Source organism: Bradyrhizobium zhanjiangense, assembly GCF_004114935.1.
Lineage (GTDB): Bacteria > Pseudomonadota > Alphaproteobacteria > Rhizobiales > Xanthobacteraceae > Bradyrhizobium > Bradyrhizobium zhanjiangense.
Genome location: NZ_CP022221.1, coordinates 7,818,926 through 7,840,970 on the forward strand (window position 1 = coordinate 7,818,926; position 22,045 = coordinate 7,840,970).

General features: G+C 64.3%; 21 protein-coding genes and 1 pseudogene. 11 read left to right on the top strand and 11 right to left on the bottom strand.

The window, feature by feature from the left end; all coding sequences use genetic code 11:
- Positions 1–224 precede the first annotated feature (224 nt).
- Both XH85_RS37360 and XH85_RS37365 read right to left on the bottom strand, forming a co-directional pair.
- A complete protein-coding gene (locus tag XH85_RS37360; RefSeq protein WP_091878849.1) occupies positions 225–1,787 on the bottom strand; it encodes a 2-isopropylmalate synthase in 1,563 nt (520 codons plus the stop codon).
- A 398-nt stretch (positions 1,788–2,185) separates the two neighbouring features.
- The gene (locus XH85_RS37365; RefSeq protein WP_128937564.1) at positions 2,186–2,452 is read right to left on the bottom strand and encodes a hypothetical protein; all 267 of its coding nucleotides are present in this window, start codon (positions 2,450–2,452) and stop codon (positions 2,186–2,188) included.
- Positions 2,453–2,627: 175 nt separating this feature from the next.
- On the opposite strand from XH85_RS37365, the gene XH85_RS37370 reads away from it, so the two are divergent.
- Positions 2,628–3,878: an SMP-30/gluconolactonase/LRE family protein gene (locus XH85_RS37370; protein WP_128935917.1), complete on the top strand. Its 1,251-nt coding sequence runs from the start codon at positions 2,628–2,630 to the stop codon at positions 3,876–3,878.
- Positions 3,879–3,979: 101 nt separating this feature from the next.
- Entirely contained in the window at positions 3,980–5,080 is a 1,101-nt protein-coding gene (locus XH85_RS37375; RefSeq protein ID WP_128935918.1) for an NAD(P)/FAD-dependent oxidoreductase, read from the top strand.
- A gap of 122 nt (positions 5,081–5,202) precedes the next feature.
- Here the strand turns inward: XH85_RS37375 and XH85_RS37380 are convergent, their stop codons facing one another.
- Positions 5,203–5,472: a hypothetical protein gene (locus tag XH85_RS37380; RefSeq protein WP_128935919.1), complete on the bottom strand. Its 270-nt coding sequence runs from the start codon at positions 5,470–5,472 to the stop codon at positions 5,203–5,205.
- Between the two features lie 30 nt (positions 5,473–5,502).
- Between XH85_RS37380 and XH85_RS37385 the strand changes: the two genes are divergently transcribed.
- The 5 genes from XH85_RS37385 (at position 5,503) to XH85_RS37405 (ending at position 11,560) form a co-directional block, all read left to right on the top strand.
- Complete coding sequence (locus XH85_RS37385) at positions 5,503–6,378, top strand: branched-chain amino acid ABC transporter permease (protein WP_128935920.1); 876 nt, start codon at positions 5,503–5,505, stop codon at positions 6,376–6,378.
- A gap of 1 nt (position 6,379) precedes the next feature.
- Positions 6,380–7,306 carry a branched-chain amino acid ABC transporter permease gene (locus XH85_RS37390; RefSeq protein ID WP_128935921.1) on the top strand — a complete coding sequence of 309 codons (927 nt, stop codon included), beginning with the start codon at positions 6,380–6,382 and terminating at the stop codon, positions 7,304–7,306.
- The gene (locus XH85_RS37395; RefSeq protein ID WP_164940363.1) at positions 7,306–8,787 is read left to right on the top strand and encodes an ATP-binding cassette domain-containing protein; all 1,482 of its coding nucleotides are present in this window, start codon (positions 7,306–7,308) and stop codon (positions 8,785–8,787) included. Before XH85_RS37390 ends, XH85_RS37395 begins: the two co-directional genes overlap by 1 nt.
- Before the next feature lie 41 nt (positions 8,788–8,828).
- Positions 8,829–10,064: an ABC transporter substrate-binding protein gene (locus tag XH85_RS37400; protein WP_128935923.1), complete on the top strand. Its 1,236-nt coding sequence runs from the start codon at positions 8,829–8,831 to the stop codon at positions 10,062–10,064.
- A gap of 185 nt (positions 10,065–10,249) precedes the next feature.
- Complete coding sequence (locus tag XH85_RS37405) at positions 10,250–11,560, top strand: ABC transporter substrate-binding protein (RefSeq protein WP_128935924.1); 1,311 nt, start codon at positions 10,250–10,252, stop codon at positions 11,558–11,560.
- Between the two features lie 57 nt (positions 11,561–11,617).
- Here the strand turns inward: XH85_RS37405 and XH85_RS37410 are convergent, their stop codons facing one another.
- The 5 genes and pseudogenes from XH85_RS37410 to XH85_RS37435 all read right to left on the bottom strand — a co-directional run bounded on the left by XH85_RS37410 (position 11,618) and on the right by XH85_RS37435 (position 15,355).
- On the bottom strand, positions 11,618–12,787 hold the full coding sequence (locus tag XH85_RS37410) for a Gfo/Idh/MocA family protein (RefSeq protein WP_128935925.1): 1,170 nt from the start codon (positions 12,785–12,787) through the stop codon (positions 11,618–11,620).
- A 48-nt stretch (positions 12,788–12,835) separates the two neighbouring features.
- Positions 12,836–13,150 (bottom strand): septal ring lytic transglycosylase RlpA family protein, encoded by a 315-nt coding sequence (locus tag XH85_RS37415; RefSeq protein ID WP_128935926.1) that lies wholly within the window; start codon positions 13,148–13,150, stop codon positions 12,836–12,838.
- A gap of 103 nt (positions 13,151–13,253) precedes the next feature.
- Complete coding sequence (locus tag XH85_RS37420) at positions 13,254–14,099, bottom strand: CmcJ/NvfI family oxidoreductase (protein WP_128935927.1); 846 nt, start codon at positions 14,097–14,099, stop codon at positions 13,254–13,256.
- 334 nt (positions 14,100–14,433) lie between these two features.
- Positions 14,434–14,628: pseudogene (locus XH85_RS37425) on the bottom strand (ABC transporter substrate-binding protein); the annotation flags it as partial.
- A gap of 307 nt (positions 14,629–14,935) precedes the next feature.
- Positions 14,936–15,355 carry a hypothetical protein gene (locus tag XH85_RS37435; RefSeq protein WP_128935928.1) on the bottom strand — a complete coding sequence of 140 codons (420 nt, stop codon included), beginning with the start codon at positions 15,353–15,355 and terminating at the stop codon, positions 14,936–14,938.
- 379 nt (positions 15,356–15,734) lie between these two features.
- On the opposite strand from XH85_RS37435, the gene glgC reads away from it, so the two are divergent.
- From glgC to XH85_RS37455, 3 genes are all read left to right on the top strand, one after another.
- Positions 15,735–16,997 carry a glucose-1-phosphate adenylyltransferase gene (glgC, locus tag XH85_RS37440; protein WP_128935929.1) on the top strand — a complete coding sequence of 421 codons (1,263 nt, stop codon included), beginning with the start codon at positions 15,735–15,737 and terminating at the stop codon, positions 16,995–16,997.
- On the top strand, positions 16,994–18,451 hold the full coding sequence (gene glgA, locus XH85_RS37445) for a glycogen synthase GlgA (RefSeq protein ID WP_128935930.1): 1,458 nt from the start codon (positions 16,994–16,996) through the stop codon (positions 18,449–18,451). The genes glgC and glgA overlap by 4 nt, the downstream gene beginning before the upstream one ends.
- 135 nt (positions 18,452–18,586) lie before the next feature.
- On the top strand, positions 18,587–18,847 hold the full coding sequence (locus tag XH85_RS37455) for a SemiSWEET transporter (protein ID WP_091878893.1): 261 nt from the start codon (positions 18,587–18,589) through the stop codon (positions 18,845–18,847).
- A 160-nt stretch (positions 18,848–19,007) separates the two neighbouring features.
- Here the strand turns inward: XH85_RS37455 and XH85_RS37460 are convergent, their stop codons facing one another.
- Positions 19,008–19,805, bottom strand: a complete 798-nt coding sequence (locus tag XH85_RS37460; RefSeq protein ID WP_128935932.1) for a DODA-type extradiol aromatic ring-opening family dioxygenase — start codon at positions 19,803–19,805, stop codon at positions 19,008–19,010.
- A gap of 154 nt (positions 19,806–19,959) precedes the next feature.
- On the opposite strand from XH85_RS37460, the gene XH85_RS37465 reads away from it, so the two are divergent.
- Positions 19,960–20,139 (top strand): hypothetical protein, encoded by a 180-nt coding sequence (locus XH85_RS37465; protein ID WP_027572935.1) that lies wholly within the window; start codon positions 19,960–19,962, stop codon positions 20,137–20,139.
- A gap of 6 nt (positions 20,140–20,145) precedes the next feature.
- On the opposite strand, the gene XH85_RS37470 is transcribed toward XH85_RS37465, so the two are convergent.
- Together XH85_RS37470 and XH85_RS37475 are read right to left on the bottom strand one after the other, a co-directional pair.
- Positions 20,146–21,618 carry a carboxylesterase/lipase family protein gene (locus XH85_RS37470; protein ID WP_128935933.1) on the bottom strand — a complete coding sequence of 491 codons (1,473 nt, stop codon included), beginning with the start codon at positions 21,616–21,618 and terminating at the stop codon, positions 20,146–20,148.
- A gap of 175 nt (positions 21,619–21,793) precedes the next feature.
- Entirely contained in the window at positions 21,794–22,042 is a 249-nt protein-coding gene (locus XH85_RS37475) for a hypothetical protein (RefSeq protein WP_128935934.1), read from the bottom strand.
- Positions 22,043–22,045 lie beyond the last annotated feature (3 nt).

Sequence of the window (22,045 nt, forward strand, 5' to 3'; positions counted from 1 at the left end):
TACAGGCCGGCAGCCTGCACGGCTATTGGCCGTTAGCAGGGCAGGTATTCATGGTGAATGCCGCGAACATCGCTGCGCCCTCTCCCGCTTGCGGGAGAGGGTTGGGGAGAGCGCGGGGACATTCCCTGTGAGAACGGAGTCTTCACCCGCCGCGCTCCGTCGCGCAAGTGCGCTGCCGAGCGCGTCGGCCTCTCCCGCAAGCGGGAGAGGCGAAGTCAGCTGCGTCAGCTCGCCGCTGCCGCCGTCACCGTATCGCGCTGGCGCTTCATGACGATCTTGTTGAGCGCGCCGAGATAGGCCTTTGCGGAGGCCACCAGCGTATCCGGGTCCGCCGCACGCGCCGTCATCGAACGGCCGTCCTGCGACAGCCGCACCGAGACCTCGGCCTGTGCGTCGGTGCCTTCGGTCACCGCGTGAACCTGGTACAGCTCGAGCTTGGCCTCGTGCGGCACCAGGCGCTTGATGCAGTTGAACACCGCGTCGACCGGACCGTTGCCCTCGGCCTCCTCGATCTTGATCTGGCCGTCGACGTCGAGCTTCATGGTCGCGCGCTGCGGGCCGTGGGTGCCGGCGATCACGGTCAGCGAGGTCAGCTTGATGCGGTCGTGCGAGGCCGCCATCTCCTCGTCGACCAGCGCCTCGATGTCCTCGTCGTAGATGTCCTTCTTGCGGTCGGCCAGCGCCTTCATCCGCGTGAACGCATCTTCCAGCTGGTTCGGGCCGAGCTTGTAGCCCATTTCCTCCAGCTTGTGCACGAAGGCATGACGGCCGGAATGCTTGCCCAGCACCAGCGAGGACTGCTTCAGGCCGACCATCTCGGGGCGCATGATCTCGTAGGTGGAGGCGTCCTTCAGCACGCCGTCCTGGTGGATGCCGCTCTCATGCGCGAACGCGTTCCGGCCGACGATGGCTTTGTTGTACTGCACCGGGAACGAGGTCGCCGCCGATACCATCTTCGAGGCGCGGGTGAGCTGCGTGGTGTCGATCTTGTTCCAGTACGGGAATTTGTCGTTGCGCACGTTGATCGCCATCACGATCTCTTCGAGCGCCGCGTTACCGGCGCGCTCGCCGATGCCGTTGATGGTGCACTCGACCTGGCGCGCGCCGCCGACCACGCCGGCCAGCGAGTTCGCCACCGCCATGCCGAGGTCGTTATGGCAGTGCACGGAGAACACCGCCTTGTCCGAGTTCGGCACGCGCTCGATCAGCGTCTTCATGAAGTGGGTGTATTCCTCCGGCACCGTGTAGCCGACGGTGTCGGGGATGTTCACCGTGGTGGCGCCGGCTTTGATCACGGCCTCTACGATGCGGCACAGAAAGTCCATCTCGCTGCGGGTGCCGTCCTCGGCCGACCATTCGACGTCGTCGATCTGGTTGCGGGCGCGCGCGACCATGGCGACCGAGGTCTCGATCACCTGCTCCGGGGTCTTGTTCAGCTTCACCCGCATGTGCAGCGGCGAGGTCGCAATCACGGTGTGGACGCGACCGCGCTTGGCGAACTTCACCGCCTCGGCGCAGCGGTCGATGTCGGCCGGGTGCGCGCGCGACAGGCCGGCGATCACCGAATTCTTGGAGCGGCGGGCGATCTCGCTGACCGCCTGAAAGTCGCCTTCGGAGGTGATCGGGAAGCCGGCCTCGATGACGTCGACGCCCATGTCGTCCAGGAGCTCGGCGACCTCGAGCTTCTCCTCGAAGGTCATGGTAGCGCCGGGGCATTGCTCGCCGTCGCGCAGCGTGGTGTCGAAAATGATGACGCGGTCCTTGTCGGACTTGTTCACGGTGGCCATTCCAAATTTCCTTTTGAGCTTTTGCGCCGTTCAGTCTGCTGGGCGCTTGAGGTGTCTGGTGATCTCGACCAACCCCTGAGCGCCCAGGCGCGTGGCGCCCAGCCGGCCCTCAGGGGCAGCTAAGAAGAAGCCCGCCAAGGAGGAGGGTGGGCAGCAGCGCGGCCGGGATCGTGGCGGCGGCCACAGCCACCTCCCCCGAAATCCCATCGATTTGGCCGCGAATCAGCATTGCCAGACCCTTTTTGAGCCCACAATCCTCGGTCAAAACCGTTGACGGTTGGTTGCCGGGGGCTCGATGCGCCCGTTTCTAGACGAGAAACGGCCGCAACTGCAACGCCAAAAGATGGTCAGGAGAACTGACCTAGTAGGAGGATTGTCGGCTAGCGCGCAAACGCCGGCTATGCGGATCCGGTGCGACGAGCGCGGGCCCTGCTTTCCCAGCGGTTCAGCATCTGGCCAAGCTCGCCGGTGGTAACCACGGCGGCGCCGGCGTTCGTGATCTCGTTGGTGTTTGCCGGCGCGTGGGCGGAGAGCCAATCCGGCTCGATGTACTCGCGCCAGCGGCGTGCCTCCGCCCGCCTTTTGCGAGAGACGTAGTCGCGCGTGAAGTAGCCGGCCGCAAATGCGATCGCGAGCAGAATGACCAGGACGACAATTTGCACAATGAGCTCCGGCTTTATCCCCGTCAGCCTGCAATCCAAACGCAGTTGAAGGTGACGAAATTGCGACCCGCCTCGCGCAGCGGTTTCGATTCCACCCCTCGCAACCGGCTGCGGACCGCATTAACCTCCGCCCGTTCGGCCGGATCAACCGGCCAGCGAACATGATCGGGAGGACGCGATGACACGCCAAGAGGCTCGTGACGGAGAGCAGCGTGACCACGATGGTGCGCTTTCACGACGAACACTCGTCCAAGGAGTTGTACAAGGACTTGCACTCGGCGCCGCCGCCACAATGGCCGGAGCCGGCTCCGCGCTGGCGCAGACCGGCCCCGCCGCACCGCCAACGACGATCACCACCCCGCCGCGCGACTTCGGCCCCCGTGGCGCGCCGACCACTTATTTCTGGGACCCCGACATCATCGCCGTCGATCCGTCCTTCAACGATCTCGCGCAACCCAACACCGCGATCAAGCGGCTCTACACCGGTGTGCTCTGGGCCGAGGGCCCGGCCTGGAGCGCGCAAGGACGTTATCTGCTGTGGAGCGACATTCCCAACAACCGTCAGATGCGCTGGAGCGAGGACGACGGTCGCGTCAGCGTGTTTCGTGCGCCGTCCAACAATTCCAACGGCAACTCATTCGACTTCCAGGGCCGCCAGCTTTCCTGCGAACACCTGACGCGTCGGGTGACGCGCTATGAGCATGACGGCACCGCCACCGTGCTCGCGGACTCCTATCAGGGCAAGAAGCTGAACTCGCCGAACGACATCGCCGCGCATCCCGACGGCAGCTACTGGTTCACCGATCCGCCCTATGGCGGCCAGCTCTACGAAGGCGAGCCCGACGTCGCAGGCGACCCGAGCAATGCAGGCGGCAAGCTCAATCCGCGGATCGGACAACCCGCCGGCTTCGTGGCAGGCAAGCGCGAGTTGCCGACCAACTGCTATCGCATCGACCCTTCGGGCCGCATCGACCTCGTCGTCACCGAAGACCAGGTGCCAGATCCGAACGGCCTCTGCTTCTCACCCGATTACAAGAAGCTCTACATCGCCTCGACCGGCAAGGGACCGGGCGACACCGGAGCGGGCGGCAAGGGCGAGATCTTCGTGTTCGACGTCGGCAGCGACAACAAGCTCTCTAACCCCAGGAAGTTCAGCGATTGCGTGATCGACGGCGTGAAGTGCGGGCCGGATGGCCTGCGCTGTGACGTCAACGGCAATGTCTGGGCCTCCAGCAATGCCGGCCGCGCCGTCGGCTACAACGGCGTGACGGTGTGGTCACCGGACGGCAAGCTGCTCGGCCGCATCCGCCTGCCGGAAGTGTGCGGCAACGTCTGCTTCGGTGGCCCCAAGCGCAACCGCCTGTTCATGGCCGCGAGCCAGTCGCTCTACGCGGTCTACACGGCAACGCAAGGCGCCGGCCCGGGCTGAGCGATGCAAGCTCCATTGCGAAGCGGCGCCGGCGCTCCTCGCCGGCGCCGAATTGTTTTTGATAATCCTTCGGCGCGCGAGTGCACTTCAAGGAGAAAACCATGCGTGTAGTGATCTGCGGCGGCGGCGTGATCGGCGCATGCACTGCTTGGTTTCTGCGGCGCGGCGGCATCGACGTCATTGTGGTGGAGCGGACAGAGGTCGCGGCCGCAGCCTCCGGCAAGGCTGGTGGCTTCCTGGCGGGCGACTGGTGCGCCGGCACGCCGCTCGATGCGCTGGCGCGGCGTAGCTTTGCGCTTCACGGACAACTGCCGGAGCAGATCGCGGGCGATTGGGGCTATCGCGCGATGTCCGCATATAGCGGATTCGTTGCAGCCGATAGTGATCCTCGCCGGGACTCACCATCCGCGCTCGGCTGGCTGAGTGACGGCGTCATCATCGCACAGCGCATCGGCACGCCAAAAACCACTGCGATTGTCCATCCCGGAAAATTCACGTCGGCCACGATGAATGGGGCACTCGCGCTAGGTGCGGAGCTTCGCCTCGGCCGCGTCACCGGCATCGTGCGCGACGCAGATGAAATAGCCGCAAAGGGCGTCGAGGTCGAGGGCAGCGTGATCGAGGCGGACGCCGTCGTCATCGCCATGGGACCATGGTCGCTGCTGGCCGCACAATGGATGAGCCTGCCTGCGGTCTACGGCCAGCGCAGCCCGAGCATCGTGTACGACACCGGCGCGGACGTGCCGGCCGATGCGCTGTTCCTCGAGCATGAGGACGGCGGCAACGCCGTGTCGATCGAGGTTTTCCCGCGCGCCGATGGTAGCACGCATATCACGGCACTCTCCGACGTCGCGCCGCTGCCGCTCGATCCCGCAGCCGTGACGCCCGACCAGGACGCGATCGCGCGCCTGCAGGCGATGAGCGAGCGGCTGTCGCCGCTGTTCCGGCCCGAGAAGATCATCGCGCGGCAGGCCTGCTTCCGCCCGGTGACGCAGGACGGCTTGCCGTTGATCGGCAAGGTGCCGCAGAGCGAGGGTCTCTACGTTGCGACCGGACACAATGTCTGGGGCATTCTCAACGCACCCGCCACCGGTGAGGCGTTGGCGCAGCTGATCGCCGAGGGGACAACGCAGATCGACCTCTCACCATTCGATCCCGCTCGCCTCGGCCCGCTCGATCCGTCGCTGCTGCAAACGCACTGAACCGAGCGAAGGCATGCTGGCAGCGTACATGCATAGGCGTCGACGAAATCTGCATGCCTGCGCTGCTCTCTATTTGCGCGACGCTAGACTTTAGTCCGCCTCTCACAATCCTGAATGCAGTTTCACTTGCCGAGAATGCCCTCGCCGGTATAGTCGCGCCCCAATAGCTCACAAGAGGCTTGCTCAAGGGAGAAAAACAACATGAAGAAAAGACTCTCTGTTGCGTTGCGAATTCGCTCGACGCCGCCGTGACCGGCGCACCGGAGGACGTCGTCAGGACTGACGTCAGTCTCCAGAGCTCCATCAAGCCCACCGCAAATTGAACGGAACGGCATCCGGGCCTTGCCCGGAAAGCATTCCGCATGCGGTGCACGCAGCAGCTTTTCCTCCAAGCGGCAGCCAAGCTGCCCGGCCAATTCTCAATGCGAGCATTCCAGATTTTGATCGATGGCTTTGCCATCAGCGCTCTTTACGCTCTCGGTGCAACCGGCTTCACGCTGATCTTCGGCGTCTCGGGCGTGCTCAACCTCTCTCACGGTGCCATCATGGTGGCCGCAGCGGTGGCGGCCTGGGCCGCCGCCAGCATCCTCAATGTCGGCACCTATGCCGGCGCGCTGATCGGCGTCGGCGTCGCGCTTCTCACCGCCTTCACTACCTATTTCGCGGTGGTGAAGCCGATCCAGGATTCGCGGCGCATCCCGAACGAGGAAAAGGAGATCTTCGTCCTCACCGGCACCCTGCTGTGGGGCATCATGATCCAGGAGCTGATCGCCTATTTCTTCACCAACAACGCCAAGACCGTGCTGCCGATCGTCGACGGCGTGGTCGAGATCCTCGGCGTCCGCACGCCGCGCAACGAGATTTTCACGGCGATCGTCTGCTGCCTGGTCATCGCGCTGCTGTGGCTCCTGGTGAACCGCACCCGCACCGGCAAGGCCGTGCTGGCGGCGTCGATGAACCCGCGCGGTGTCACCCTGCTCGGGCTCGAGCTCACCAACATCTACATCGTGGTCTGGGCGATCTATGGCATTTTGGCCGGCATTGCCGGTGTGCTGCTCGGCATGTTCCTAGGAGTCAGCTCCTACAGCGTCGGTCCGCTGACCGCGAGCGCGTTCTCGATCGTCGTGCTCGGCGGGCTCGGCAGCGTCTCCGGCTCGCTGATCGCGGCCTTCGTGGTCGGCTATCTCGAAACCCTGACGGCTTACCTGCTCTCGCCGGCCTACCGCACCATCCCGGCGCTGCTGCTGCTCGTCTTCGTGATGTACATCCGGCCCCAGGGCCTTCTGGGGAGGCGCTGAGATGTCCAGCTTCTTCACCTCGCGCCTGTTCTTCATCTCGCTCGCGCTCGTCATCATCGCGGCAACGCTGCCGCTCTACGTCTCCGGCTACGTGCTCGGCCTGCTCACCGTCGCGTTCTATTTCGGCGTGTTCGCGATGGCCTGGGACCTCTTGTTCGGCTTTGCCGGCGAAGTCAATTTCGGGCCGACCTTCCTGATCGGCGTCGGCGCCTACGCCGCCGGCATCCTCAATGCCCAGTTCGGCTGGTCGGTTTATCTCTGCATCGTCCTCGGCGCCCTCGCCTCCGTCGTCGCCGGTCTTGTGCTGGCGCTGCCGGCCTTGCGGGTGCGCGGGCCCTATTTCGGCCTGACCACGCTGGTTGCGGTGCTGATGCTGCAGAATTTCATCGTGGTGTTCGCCGACCTCACCGGCGGCGAGATCGGGCTCACCATCCCCGATGTCATCTCCATCAATGCCGGCACGAACTACTGGATCGCGCTCGGCTTCATGACGATCTCGGCGGCGATCCTCTACGGCCTGTCGCAATCGCCTGTTGGACTCGTGCTGCAGGCCAGCGGCCAGGATCCGGTGCAGGCTGGCGCGCTCGGCTTCAACATCGTCAAGCACAAGCTCGCCGCCTTCATCGTCAGCGCGTTCTTCTCGGGGCTGTCGGGCGCGCTGCTGGTGTTCTACTTCGGCACCGCCTCGGTCGGCACCGTCGTCGACGTCGCGGTCGGCGTCAACGTCATCGTCTCCGCCGTGCTCGGCGGCCGCCGCACCGTGCTTGGCGCGGCGTTGGGCGCGATCTTCCTGATCGTCGCCGGCGAATTCTTGCGGCCGACCGGTGAGCTCGCGACCTTCATCGTCTCGGCGGTCGCGCTCCTCGTCGTGCTGTTCTTCCCCGGCGGCTTCCTCGGAGCGGCCCTCTCGCGCGAGGCGCGCTCGTGATGGATATGAGGCTTTCAAACCGGGCCGTGCTCGAAGTTCGCGGCCTGACCAAACGCTTCGGTGGCTTAACCGCGGTGAAGAACCTCGGCTTCGAGGTCAACGCCGGCGAGATCTTTGGCCTGATCGGGCCGAACGGCTCGGGCAAGTCGACCGCGATGAAGAGCGTGATGGGCATCGAGCGCCCGACATCAGGTGAAGTCGTCTTCGAGGGCGAGGACGTCGCCGGCCTGCCCGCGCACAAGATCGCGCGCAAAGGCTTTGGCATGGTGTTCCAGCACTCGCGGCCGCTGAACCGGCAAACAGTGCTGGAAAACATCATGGTGGCGCTGCTGCCGGACAGCCTGTTCATGCTGTTTCCGGACAAGGCGCTGGTCGAGCGCGCCAAATGGATCGCCGAGCGCGTCGGGCTCGGCGCAGTCATGAACCGCCGCCCGCCGACGCTGCCGTTTGCCGATCTGCGCCGGCTCGAGCTTGCCAAGGCGATCGCGCGTGACCCCAAGGTCGTATTGGTCGACGAGCCCTTCGCCGGCCTGACGCGGGCCGAGGTCGACATCTTCTCCGACCTGATCCGCAGCTTTCGCGACGAGGGCCGCGCGGTGATGCTGGTCGACCACAACGTCAAGAGCGTCGCCGCCCTCGTCGACCGCGTGCTCGCGATGTATCTCGGCGAGGAGATCGTCACCGGCAGGGCCGACGACGTGATGAGGAACGAGACCGTGCGTCGCGTCTATCTCGGCGGCGCCATCGAGACCCATGCGCGGCCCGAGACCAGCTTCAAGGACAAGGTGCCGCTGCTCCAGGTCGAGAATGTCAGCGTGTTCTACGGCAAGGCCCAGGCGCTGGAGAACGTCTCGATCCACGTCCATGAGGGCGAGTTCGTCTCGGTCGTTGGCCTCAACGGCGCCGGCAAGACCACGCTGTTCAACACCATCTCCGGCTTCCTGCCCTATAGTGGCGAGATCGTCCGTGGCGGCGAGAAGCTGCGCGGCATCAGCCCAGCCAGGATCGCGCGCAGCGGCCTCGTGCAGTGCCCGGAATCGCGCGAGCTGTTCGGCGAGATGAGCGTGCGGGAAAACCTCGATCTCGGTGGCCAGCACCTTTCCGATGACAAGCGCGCGGCACAGCTCGCCTGGCTGTTCGAGCTGTTCCCGATCCTGAAAGAGCGCCAGGGGCAATTGGCACAGACGCTCTCCGGCGGCGAGCAGCAGATGCTGGCGATCGGCCGCGCATTGATGATGCAGCCGCAGATCCTGATCCTGGACGAGCCGACGCTGGGCCTTGCCCCCGTCATCCTCGAGCAACTGTCCAAGGCGCTGACCAAGTTGCGGCAAACCACGTCGATCACGGTGTTGCTCGGCGAGCAGAACGTGACCTTCGCGCTGCCGCATGCCGACCGGGTCTATGTGCTGGAGCATGCAAGGATCGTCTGGGAAGGCGATCCCGGCCGCTTCGCGAGCGAGGCCGGCGCCGATTTTCTTTGAGTCCGTCAACATCAACAAAAAACGTGGAAAAGGAAACGACCATGCGACCATTAGTTCTCAACAGCAGCCTGCTCGCCTCCGCGCTGGCGCTGTGCCTCGCGGCACCCGCCTACGCGCAGTCGACCGATCCGATCAAGATCGGCGTCATCGCCGAGGTGCAGTCGATCGCCGGTGCGGCGACGCCGGGCGGCGCGCAGATCGCTGCCGACGAGATCAACGCCAAGGGCGGCGTGCTCGGCCGCAAGATCGAGATCGTCACCTACGACAACAAGAGCTCGTCCGCGGATTCCGTGCGCGCCTTCCAGCGCGCGGTCAGCGAGGACAAGGTCTCCGCGGTGATCGCGAGCTATATCAGCGAGGTCGTTCTGGCGCTGGAGCCCTGGGCGGCGCGCCTGAAGATGCCGCTGATCACGCCAGGGGCCGCCTCGAACGAGATCACCAAGGCGATCCACAACGACTACGAGAAGAACAAGTACACCTTTCATGGCTACTTGACTTCGGCAGCCCAAGCCCAGCTCGTCTGCGACGCCGCCAAGGATCTGCTCGTCGACAAGCTCAAGTTCAAGACCGTCGCGATCATGAGCGAGGACGCCGCCTGGACCAAGCCGCTCGACGTCGGCTACGAGGCATGCCTGCCGAAGGCCGGCCTCAAGGTGGTCGAGCACGTCCGCTTCTCGCCTGACACCACCGACTTCACGCCGATCTTCAACAACATCGAAGGCAAGAAGCCCGACGTGATCGTTACCGGCATCTCCCATGTCGGCGTGCAGCCGACGGTGCAGTGGAAGAACCAGCAGGTGCCGATCCCGATGTTCGGCATCAGCGCGCAGGCGCTGAGCCCGACCTTCTGGAAGGACACCAATGGCGCGGCCGACGGCATACCGTCGCTGGCGGTGGCCACGCCCGACGTCGCCGTCACTCCCAAGACGAAGCCGTTCGCGGCCGCCTTCAAGGCCAAGTTCGGCACGCCGCCGGCCTATACCGGCTACACCGCCTATGACGAGGTCTACTTCATCACGGAAGCCATCAAGCGCGCCGGTTCGACCGATCCCGACAAGATGGTCGCCGAGCTCGAGAAGACCGATTACGAGGGCACGATCGGCCGCATCCAGTTCTACGGCAAGAACGACGAGTTCACCCACGGCATCAAGTCAGGCCCCGGCGCTGTCACCGGCCTCGTCTTCCAGTGGCAGGACTCCAAGCAGGTCGTGGTCTGGCCCGAGAAGATCGCGGAAGGCAAGATGAAGTTTCCGACCTTCGTCAAGCTGTCGCAGTAACCAGTCGCATCGACAGGAAGCCCATCGCTCCGCGCGGAGTGATGGGCTTTTTGCTGCCTTTCGCAGATGCGTTCTACGCCGCCGCCTGCCCTATCGACCTTGGGCGATGTTGACTTTCGCCATCCCGCTCCCAATACTTCGCAAAAATAACAGCCAAATATCCAAATTAATTGAGGGAGGATAGGATGCCGACTTCACGCAGGCAACTGCTGAAGACCTCGGCGGCTGCCGCCGCCGTACTCAGCCTCGATTGGACACGGGCCCAGGCCCAAGCCGAGAATTTGCGAATTGGCGTCATCTACGATCTGACCGGCCCGTTCGCCGCAGGCGGTTCGGTCGCCTCTTCGATCGGTGCGCAGATTGCCATCGATCTCGTCAACGAGAAGGGCGGGATCGGAGGCAAGACCAAGATCGTGCCTGTTGCCGCCGACTCCCAGAGCAAGCCGGACGTCGCCATCAACGAGGCCGAACGCCTGATCAACCAGGAGAAGGTCGATATCCTCAACGGCGTCTATGCGAGCTCGCATGCCGTGCCGCTCGCCGCCAGGGTCGAGCAGCAGAAGAAGATCCTCTGGATCACGACCGCGGTCTCGACCGCCGTGTTCAAGGACAAGAATCTGCAATACGTCTTCCGCGCGCAGATTCATTCCGACCAGTATGGGCAGGCCTTTGCAAGCTTCATCAACGAGCATGCGAAAGCCAAGCTCGGCATCGACCCCAAGGAGGTCAAGGTCGCATTGATCCACGAGGACGGCCCCTATGGCGTCGGCGTTGCCTCCGCCGACGAGGCCTACGCCAAGCAGGCCGGCATCCAGGTGGTGCTGCGCGAGGGATATTCGGCCTCGGCGCCCGATCTCTCGGTGCTGGTCACCAAGATCAAGCGCGCCAAGGCCGACGTGATCTCGCACGCAGGCTACAACCCCGACATCACCCTGTTCCTGCGCCAGGCCCGCGAGAGCGGCTTGCGTTTCAAGATGCTGTTCGGGGCCGGCGCCGGCTACAGCCAGCTCGACAAGCTGCGCGCGACTTTCGGTGCCGACATCGACAATTTCTGCAACATCGATCCGGTGCCGGCGCAGCTGCTCGATCCCGCCAAGCTCGCGCCGGGCATGGGCGATCTGATCAAGACCATGGTCTCGCGCTACCAGGCCAAGACCGGCGCGACCGACGTGCCGCCACACTGCTCGATGGGTTTTAACCAGACCTGGGTGCTGCTCAACAATGTGCTGCCGATCGCCAAGGAGAAGTACGGTAGCTTCGAGCCCGAGGCCGTTCGCAAAGCAGCGCTCGACGTCGACATCCCCGCCGGTGGCACCATCCAGGGCTATGGCGTGAAATTCTTCCCGCCGGGCACGCCGCTCTCCGGCCAGAACGAGCGTTCGACCCCGGTCGTGATGCAGAATGCCGGCGAGCACATCTCGGTTGTGTGGCCGACGAATATCCGGACGCGGGAGCCGGTCTTCCCGCTGCCGAAGGGCTCGACCTACGGGGCGTGAGGCGCGGCGCGAGCGGTCCACCCTCCCCCTCCAGGGGAGGGTAAAGAGCAGCACTCCCTACAACACCACCCTTCTTCCCTCCTCCGCCGCCCAATACCCGGCGTAGTTCACCTTGATCGTCTCGTACGCCAGCGCGAGGTCCGAGAGCGGCGGCCGACCCGTCGCGGCGCATTCCATGAAGTCCTGGATCTCCTGCAAATATCCGCGCGTCCATTCCTCCTCGAGGCAGACATATTGCCAGCCGGTTTTGCGGTCGACCTTTTCCGTGATGTAGACGCTGGCGAGCTTCTCCTCGCTGGTCTGGTAGCTCATCAGATGCGTGTTCGGGGTGATGTTGGCGAACAGCGAGCCGCCGGACGTGTAGGTCTCGATCAGGTTGCGCACGCCGCCCATGATCATGTCGCCGGAGAACACCGTCGCCTTGGTGCCGTCGGAGAAGGTCACCGTCAGCGCGCCCCAATCCTCGACATCGACCGGATTGGCCTTGATGTAGGTGCGTTCTTCGCTCTTGAGGCCAGCGGTAACGTTGCCGACATCGCAAGTGACGCTGGCGACGCCGATGGTCTCGCCACGCGCCTTGGCCTCGACCTGCTTCAGATAAAGCACGGCCGAGAGCGGGTGACAGCCCATGCGGATCAGCGAGCCGCCGCCCGTCATCGCCCATTGCGCGGCATGCGCGGCGTGCGAGCCGGAATGGCTCTCCTCGCCTTTCATGAACAGGATCTTGTCTTTCGTCGCCTTGATGATCTCGGCGGTCTTGGTCACCGCGGGCGCGTAGATCCAGTCCTCGGCATACATGAACAATTTTCCGCTACGCTCGATCGCGGCCCGCGTCGCGTCCATCTCCTCCAGCACGCGCTCGTACATCAGCGCCTTCGGCACATGCTTGCCGATCGGCCGCGCATCGCCCTCGCGGCCGAAATAGCCCGCAAACGGCTTTTCGCAGATGACGTGCTTGCCCGCCTGTATGCCGGCGACGATCATCTCGGCATGAAGGTTGGGCGGGGTGCAGATGTCGATGACATCGAGCTCGCGGTCCGCGATCACTTCCGCGAAGCTGCGATAGACGCGCGGGATGTTGTGGCGGGTCGCGAACTCGACCACGTGATCGCCGCGCGCAGCCACTGCCGCAACCTCGACGTCCACGCCATAGACGCGCCGGAACGCATACATGTGCAGCTCCGACACGAAGCCGCAGCCGACGAGTCCCACTCTGATCCTGGCCATAGCGCCCTCACCCCTTGCTTTGGGTGGCACTATAGCCCGCTTGCCGGCCTAATCCACCGAGACCCGCACCACGCCGGCGCTCATCATGCCCAGTGCGCGGGCGGCGGGCACCGAGAGATCGACGATGCGGCCGCGGATGAACGGGCCACGATCGTTGACGCGGCACTGAATCGTTCGTCCGCTGAAGGATACCCTCAGCACGGTGCCGAAAGGACGCGTCCGGTGCGCGCATGTCAGCTCGCCACCTTTACCTGCCTTTCCATATCCGTAGTACGAAGCAAGCCCGCTTTCGGCGCGGGCAACGGAAAAGGCAAAAAGCAAAAAGCTGGCAAGAGATATCAATAGCGTCGTCTGCGCTTGCACGGCACCCTCCCGGTTACCCCTGCCCGGCGCTGCCAACGTCGCTTTGTTCCCCAAGGTTCCCAAAAGACTGCCGGGCGGTGCCCGGCAGTGCCATCACACTTTGTTACCGATTGTGAAACACCAACGTGCGCACCTCGATGCTCTCGCGCGGGGCGGCATCTCGCGGTGAGGTCGGATCGACGAAGGCCGTGTGCGGCCCGAACCGCGTGCGGCCGTCGGTTGCGGAGTCATAACACTTGAGCAGCAGCGCCTCGTCCGGCGTCATCTCGGGGAAATAGAACCAGCGGTGGTTCGGATTGTACTTCACCGAATAGGTCTCGCCGCGGCGATTGGGATAGATCAAATCGGAGGCCACGAGATCATCGGGCGCAACCGTCGTGCCGTCGGCCATCGCCAACGGTGAATCGCGCAAGGGGCCGCGGATCGGCCGCCACAGATTGATCACCTGCACGCGCCCCTTCAGCAACTCTTCGGCTTCGTCAGGCAAGTGCTCGCGCACGCGATTGGCGCCGGAGACGCCGGTCTGGTCGACATGCACGCGCGTCGCCGGCTGGCGCGGGCCGCCACCACGAATGTCGGCGGCGCCTTCGACGCGCTTGCGCACGGTATGATCGAAGATGACGACACGATCGGCCTTCAGCATCGCCCGCAGGAACGCCTCGACGGCGGGATAGTGGACGGCGCGAATTTCCTCGTCGTTGTAAAAATCCTTCACCTGCGTCGGATGGCGCACCAGCGCAAAGCCTTCGCGATCGAGCGAGAAGTTCTGCGCAATCAGCCGCGCGTCAAAGATCGGGACCTGATGCGGCTCGGCAAGCGCCGTGCTCTTGGGCTCGCCCGGGGGCGGATCGAAGGCGTAGGTACGCGGTTTGGCTGATGTCGGTGCGAGATAGTTGAGTTCGGCAGTGACGAAGGGAAGCGATTCGATTTTTGTTTCTTGCAGGCCCATGGCCGGTCTCCCGATGTGGTCGTCGGATTGATTTTTGCCGCGGAGCCGCGGGGTGCAAGGGAGCAGGTGCAAATAGCAATGACGATGTTGTCAGACGTGAAGAACGAAGAAGGAAAACGTCGAGGAATGCGAGTACCATGGAAGCAGTGTCTCGACTCACGGATGCTTGAGAACTTCGTGAGGTTTCGTGCCCCGGACGCAGCGCAGCGCTTCTTCAGCGATGCGCTGCTGAGCCGGGGCCTATCCAACCGAGAGAGCATTCTGTGCGGCATGGGTCCCGGCTCTGCGGAGCAGCGTTTCACGCTGCGCCGCGTCCGGGACACGAGAGGCTGCGCTACAATCCCGCCTTCGCGATTGCTTCGGCGAACGAACGGTCCACGATCTCCGCGGCATCCAGCTTCTGCTTGATCAGGCCCCAGCGGAAGTAGAGGTCGATCGTGCTCTGCTCGTCCGCGACCACGCCATCGTCGATCGGCGCGATGCGGATCTTTGCGCGCGAGAGCCAGTTCTGTGGCACGGCGGTTGGAATGCCTTCGGACTGCGCCGCGAGCTCGCTCAACCTCTCCCGCTTGCGGGAGAGGTCGGCGCAGCGCGCCGGGTGAGGGCTTTCTCCTCTGGGGGTTCTCGTCCGTGGAGACACCCCCACCCCGACCCCCCCCCGCAAGCGGGAGAGGGAGCGCACTGTGTTCGCGGCAATAGGCAAATCCAGCAAGGCAAAGGGCGGCGAGATGCGCGGCCTTCGCCTAAGCCAGGCCCGCTGCATCTCGCCGCGATCGTGCTCGCGCATCTGGCCTGCATGAGCCTGATCGTGTGGCTTTCGCTTTAGCCGCGTGAAATCACCAATAGGCACGGTAGTACGGACGCGGATACGGCCGATAGCCATAATAAGGCCGATAGTACCGGCGATAGCCATAGTACCGCGGATAGGCGTAGGCCGGCCCGTAGCCGTAATAGGCCGGCGCATAACCATAGCCGTATCCCGGATATCCATAGCCGCCGTAATATGGGCCGCCATAATAGCCATAGCCGTACGGCGCGCCGCTGGCGATGGCGCCGCCGATGATCGCGCCAGCCGCGAGGCCACCGAGGCCCCATCCCCAGCCGCCGCGCCAATGCACCTGCGCGACATCATCACCGGCCGCGGCCTTCATGGTCGCGACGTTGGTCGGCATCGGACCCGCCGCAGCCTGCTCGATTTGGCCGGCCATGACCACGCCGGCCAGCGAACAGGCAATTGCCGTTTTCCAGATCCTCATCGTCCTACTCCCTGTCTGACGTTTCGCTTGAAAAAGGATCGCAACACCATGATCGGACATCCTTGCGCCAAGTCAAAGCGCCAAGTCAAAGCCCGGACTTTGCGTGCGGCGCACAAGTCCCGTTCACACCCAGCTGCGAAATGGTCGCCGGCACGTGAGGCCCAACGATCTGCTCCGCCCGATGTGACAGCGGCGCGACGCTGTAGCACTTCGGCCACGGCAAAGACATCAAGGCAAAGCATTAAGCTTCCCGTTGCGCGCAACCAACAACCCACTTCCCGATTTACTATTCGTACCGTTACTATCGGTTCCAATGAGCGCGGGACCGCGGGGCTTCTCGCGACAAAAAGCCCGGCATGCCAGAGTGTGGGAGGATGACATGAGTGCCGTCGGTAATGAACCGCTTGCCCGCCAAGCGTTGGCGTTCGTCCTCGCCGGTGGACGCGGCAGCCGGCTTTTGGAGCTGACCGACCGGCGCGCCAAGCCGGCGGTCTATTTTGGCGGCAAGTCCCGCATCATCGACTTCGCGCTGTCGAACGCGGTGAACTCGGGCATCCGCCGTATCGCGGTCGCGACCCAATACAAAGCGCACAGCCTGATCCGGCACCTTCAGATGGGCTGGAACTTCTTCCGCCCGGAGCGAAACGAGAGTTTTGACATTCTCCCGGCCAGCCAGCGCGTCTCCGAGAACATGTGGTATGTCGGCACGGCGGACGCCGTCTACCAGAACATCGACATCATCGAATCCCACGCCTGCCGCTTCATCGTGGTGCTGGCCGGCGACCACATCTATAAGATGGACTACGAGGTGATGCTGCGCGAGCATGTCGAGAGCGGCGCCGACGTCACGGTGGGTTGCCTCGAGATGCCGCGCGCGGAATCTTCGGGCTTTGGCATCATGCATATCGACGAGAAAGGCTGGATCCATTCGTTCCTGGAGAAGCCGAAAGATCCGCCGCCGATGCCCGGCAAGCCGGACGTCTCGCTCGCCAGCATGGGCATCTACGTCTTCAACGCGAAATTCCTGTTCGACCAGCTCAAGCGCGACGCCGAGGACCCGAACTCGAACCACGATTTCGGCAGAGACATCATTCCATACCTCGTCAAGAACGGCCGCGCGTTCGCGCACCAGTTCTCGACTTCGTGCGTGCGCTCCAGCAGCCACAACGGCGCCTATTGGCGCGACGTCGGCACCGTCGACGCCTATTGGTCCGCCAATATCGATCTCACCGATGTCGTGCCGGAACTCGATCTGTTTGACCGCGCCTGGCCGATCTGGTCCTATGCGGAGATCACGCCGCCGGCCAAATTCGTCCACGACGAGGAGAGCCGGCGCGGTCAGGCCGTGAGCTCGCTGGTCTCGGGCGGCTGCATCATCTCCGGCGCCGCACTGCGCCGCGCGCTGCTGTTCACCGGCGTGCGGGTCAACTCCTACGCCAATGTCGAGAACGCCGTGATCATGCCCTATGTCAATGTCGGCCGCGGCGCTCGCCTGAAGAACGTCGTGATCGACCGCGGCGTCGACATCCCCGAGGGCCTCGTCGTCGGCGAAGATCCCGAGTTCGACGCCAAGCGCTTCCGCACCACCGAGCAGGGCATCTCGCTGATCACCCAGCCGATGATCGACAAGCTGAATACATGACACCTGTTCGCGTCCTCGCGGTCGCTTCTGAAGTCTATCCCATCGTCAAGACCGGCGGCCTCGCGGATGTCGCCGGCGCGCTGCCGGTTGCACTGAAGGCGCATGGCGTCGAGATGCGCACCCTGATGCCCGGTTATTCCGACGTGACACGGATGCTCGCCGGCGCGGAGGAAATCCGGCGCTGGCCGGATTATTTCGGCGGGCCGGGCCGGCTGCTCGCGGGCTCGCACGACGGCCTCGATCTGTTCGTGCTCGACGTGCCGCATCTCTACGCGCGGCCCGGTAACCCCTACGTCACCAGCGAGGGTGTCGACTGGCCGGACAATGGCGTGCGCTTCGCCGCGCTTTCGCGCGTCGCCGCCGATATCGGTCACGGCCTCGTGCCTGCCTTCGTGCCCGACATCGTGCACGCCCACGATTGGCAGGCGGGGCTCGCGCCGGCCTATCTGCACTATGATAACCGGCCGCGGCCCGGCACCGTGATGACCATTCACAACATGGCCTATCAGGGTAAGTTTGCCCCTGAGCTGATCGGTGCGATCGGCCTGCCCTGGCACTCCCTCAACGTCAACGAAATCGAATATTTCGGCGGCATCAGCTTTTTAAAGGCGGGCCTGCAATTCGCCGATCGCATTACCACGGTGTCGCCGACCTACGCGCGGGAGATCCAGAGCGACGAAGGCGGCATGGGGCTCGGCGGCTTGCTACGTGCACGCGCGGGCGTGCTCAGCGGCATCCTCAACGGCATCGACATTTCCGTGTGGAATCCGCAAACCGATCCGCACATCGCCTACCGCTTCGGCGCGGAAGACCTCACCTTTCGGGCCGCGAACAAGGCGGCGCTTCAACAGCAGTTCAATCTCGATTCCTCGGACGAGGCGCCATTGCTCGGCGTCATCAGCCGCCTGTCCTGGCAGAAGGGGCTCGATCTCCTGCTCGAAGCCATTCCGACCATTTTGGACCAAGGCATGCAGCTCGCGCTGCTCGGCAGCGGCGATCGCGATCTCCAGGACGGTTACCAGGCCGCCGCACGCGCCAATCGCGGCCGGATCGGAGTCGTGATCGGCTATGACGAGATCTTGGCGCATCTGATCCAGGCCGGCTCGGACGCGCTGATCGTGCCGTCGCGCTTCGAGCCATGCGGCCTGACCCAGCTCTGCGCGCTGCGCTATGGCGCTGTCCCAATCGTGTCACGTGTCGGCGGCCTCGAGGATACCATCGTCGACATCGGCGAGGCCGACGCGTCCGGCCACGATGCCACCGGCTTCAAGTTCGGCCCCGTGACGGCGGACGCCCTCGCCGGCACGCTGCGCAAGGCCAATACCACCTTCCACGACAAGCTGACCTGGCGCCGGCTGCAACGAAGCGGCCTTGCGACCGACGTCTCCTGGCGCAACCGCGCCGGCGACTACGCCGCGCTCTACCGCAACCTCATGGCGGCGCGCCGCACGTAGAGCGTTTTCGAGCGAAGTGGATGCCGGTTCGCGTGAAGAAAACGCGTCAAAACTAGAATCTAGAGTCCCGTTCCGATTTCATCGGAACGGGACTCTAGGCATGGCCATTGTCGAATCCATGCTATAGAGCCCGGCATGGACCCCTTCGTGATCAAGCTGCTCGGCTTTGCCGCCGCCACCTGCACCACCGTCGCCTACGCGCCGCAATTCATCAAGGTCTGGAAAACCCGCTCGGCGCGCGACATCTCACTCGGCATGTTCCTGGTCATGGTGCTGGGCTTGGCGCTCTGGCTGCTCTACGGCCTGCTCTCTGGCGACGCCCCGTTGGTCGCCGCCAACGCCATCACCATGCTGCTCGCCGGCGGCATCCTGTTCATGAAGCTGAAATACGGATGAGCTGCCCTTCACCTCTCCCAGCTTGCGGGGAGAGGTCGGAATTCGCGCGCAGCGCGGATTCCGGGTGAGAGGGACTCTCCACGAATCCAACTCTCACCTCGCTCGCGGAGACTCCCCCTCACCCCGACCCTCTCCCCGCAAGCGGGGTGGGGGAGAAAAGTCACGCACCAAACACATACGACGCCATCGCCACGCCCGCGACCTCGTCGACGAAGACGCGGCGGCCGAAATCGCTGCCGGCGGCACCGGCTGCGACCATCAGCGGCAGCAGATGGTCCTCGCGCGGATGCGCAAGGCGCGCGCTCGGTGCGTTCTCCCAGTCGACCAGCATGGCATTGCGGCACGCCGCATCCGGTGTGCTGATGGCCTCGTTCAGATAGGCCTCGAAATCGTACGAGACCGGCTTCGACTCCGGTCGATTGAAGCCGCGCATGTTGTGATAGGTCAGCCCGCTGCCGACGATCAGAATGCCTTGGTCGCGCAAGGGCGCGATCGCCTCCCCCACTTTGACGTGCTCGGCCGCGTCATAGCTCGACTTCAGCGACAACAGCACGATCGGCATGTCCGCGTTCGGATACATCAGGCCGATCGGCACGAAGGTGCCGTGGTCAAAACCCTGATTGGGATCCTCCCGACAATCGAGGCCGGCGCGCGCGAGCAGCGCCTTCACCTCTGCGGCAAGCGCGGGCTGGCCCGGCGCCGGATATTTGAGGTGATAGGTATGCTCGGGGGAACCGTAATAGTCGTACACCATCGGCGGATGCGCCGAGGTCGACACGGTGAAGGCGTCGGCCTCCCAATGTCCGGTGATGACGAGCACAGCCTTCGGCCTTTCGGGGAGCAGCTGCGGCAGCCGGCCGAACTCCGCGGCGGTCTTCGCATATTGCACCCGCCTGTCCTCCATGAACGGCCAGGGGCCGCCACCATGCGACAGGAACAAGGTCGGAAGTCGCGTCATAGGCTCGTGTCTCGTTGGCAACAGGCGCGTGCGAGCTGCCCGCGCGATCGGCGGCGAGCATAGGCAAACTGGCATGGTTAGCAAGCCGTTAACGATTTGGCTTCCAAAATCTCCGGCGTGGCCGAAGCAGTCGGCCAGAAGACGAGGACGGAAGATGAGGAAGTTTGCGCTGGGGGACGTCGTCAACAGTGACAAGGGCCGCCGCGGCGTCGTTCGCGCCGCCTTCAAGTCGCGGGAAGGCCAGCAGTTCTACGCCGTCGAAAAGGACGGCGCGATCGACTATCTGGAAGAAGACCGGCTGAGCCCGGCGCCGCGCGTCGAGCTCGCGGCATAATCCAACTCATTTCCTGCCCTCACCTGCCATCCGATCGAGACGCTCCGTGAAGGGGTCGTCTCCGCTCGCGATGCGGTCGTCGGTGATCAGCAGTAGGCGATCACGCTCTGCGGCCGCGTCCCAATGGGGCAAACCGGGACCATTGGGATCGCCGCTTCTTGCAAAGTTGATCCAGTAGCCGCGCATGCGGCTCGCGACCTCGCGATCGCCTCGCGAGAAGATTCCTGCACCGGGCACGCCTTCCGCACCGAAAATGAACTGCAACTCGCGTCCGTGCCCACGATCGGGATTTGCGCGCCGCGCCTCGGGCACATAGCCAAAGCGATAGCGAAAGGTCGGCGCGCCCGTGGCCGCGTGAAGACGGGCCAGCAGTCTGACCGGCTCGGAGAAGACCTTGTCGGTATAGAACCGAGCTTTCAGCTCCGAAGGTTTCAAAAGGTTGGGATAGAGCTCGCGCAGCCCATCGATCGTGCGGCCCGATGATGCAAGATCGTCTTGGTCGTCGAGTTCATCGCCGAAACCCGTCTCGTCGTCATTCGAGCCGATGATGAGGGGAATGCGGCTCTCGTGCCCCGCCGTGAATCCCGCAGCGATGTTCTCCGTCACCAGGCTCCCATCCATGACCGGCACAAAGGCGCGCGCGAACTTCGCCAGCAGGCGATCTTCGGCAGCCAGCAATCGTGCCGGCGGGACCGCCCGCAAATCCGGCTCGGAAGCGAGGCCAGCGGCGAAATACGCGCTCACGACCTCCGCCTCCTGCGGCGAGTGCAGAGCTGCGCGGCCGGGCACCGATTGCAAAATGGCTTTCTGGAATAAACCGCGCGCCTGCCGGCACAGCATCAGCAGTGCGATCGATGTCGCGCCTGCGCCGTTGCCGAACAGAGTGACGTTGTTTGGATCGCCGCCGAATGCCGCGATATTGTCCTGCACCCAATGCAGCGCCGCAATCTGGTCCATCAGGCCGTAATTGCCGGAGCCGCCCTCCGACAGCGCCGGGTGAGTGAGCCAGCCGAGCACACCGAGGCGATAATTCACGGTGACGACGATGAGGCCGGCCTGTGCCAGCCTGGCGCCGTCGAACACCGCATCGTTCGCGGTGCCCGTGACGAAGGCGCCGCCATGGATGAACATCATCACCGGCAACGGACCATCGACCCCGAAGGGACGAAACACGTTCAGCGTGAGGCAATCCTCGCGCGCGGCCGGCAGCGACGGTTGAAGGCACGGCGCGCCGTAGTCGTAGGCGGTGTGCATCTCCGAACTCTCGGCCGTCGGCTGCGGCGGGCGCCAGCGCAGCGCACCGACCGGCGGCGCCGCGTAAGCCAGCCCCTTGAAGGAGGCCACCTCGCCTTCGACGGCGCCAAGCATCTGTCCTTCACGCGTCAGCGCAAATGGAAACTGTCCGACCGGCTGTGCCACGGCCGAGCCGACGCCACACAGGACAATGGAAGCCGCAACAAGCGCGAGCACGGATCGCATCTTCGGAGTATCTCGATGCGCGGAACGGTTCCAGCAGGTTACGTCCGCGGCCGCCAGCGAGGCAAGCTAGGTCTTACCTCCCAGCGCGAGCGAAGCTCGTCGCGGCCCCGTAAGCGCGGGGCGAGGGAGCGCACCTTCGATGCGGCCAGACGCTTGGCTCAATCGCGCCTGCGACCTAACCACTCTTGGCGAGGAGCTCCGCCAGCGCGCGGCGCGCGATGATGCCGAGCTCACCGAGCGTGGAGTGCCCTGACTGTGCCGCCTCGATCAGGCGCTCGGCGATGAATCTGCGGCTGTCGTGATCGCCGCCATGTGGCAATTGGCGGCACGTCTCCTCCAGGACGACGTCCATGTTCGCTTTGGTTCGCTCGCTCAACTCTGTCATGACGCCCGGTCGGTACGCGTGGCTTGTAAGCGCAAGCATACA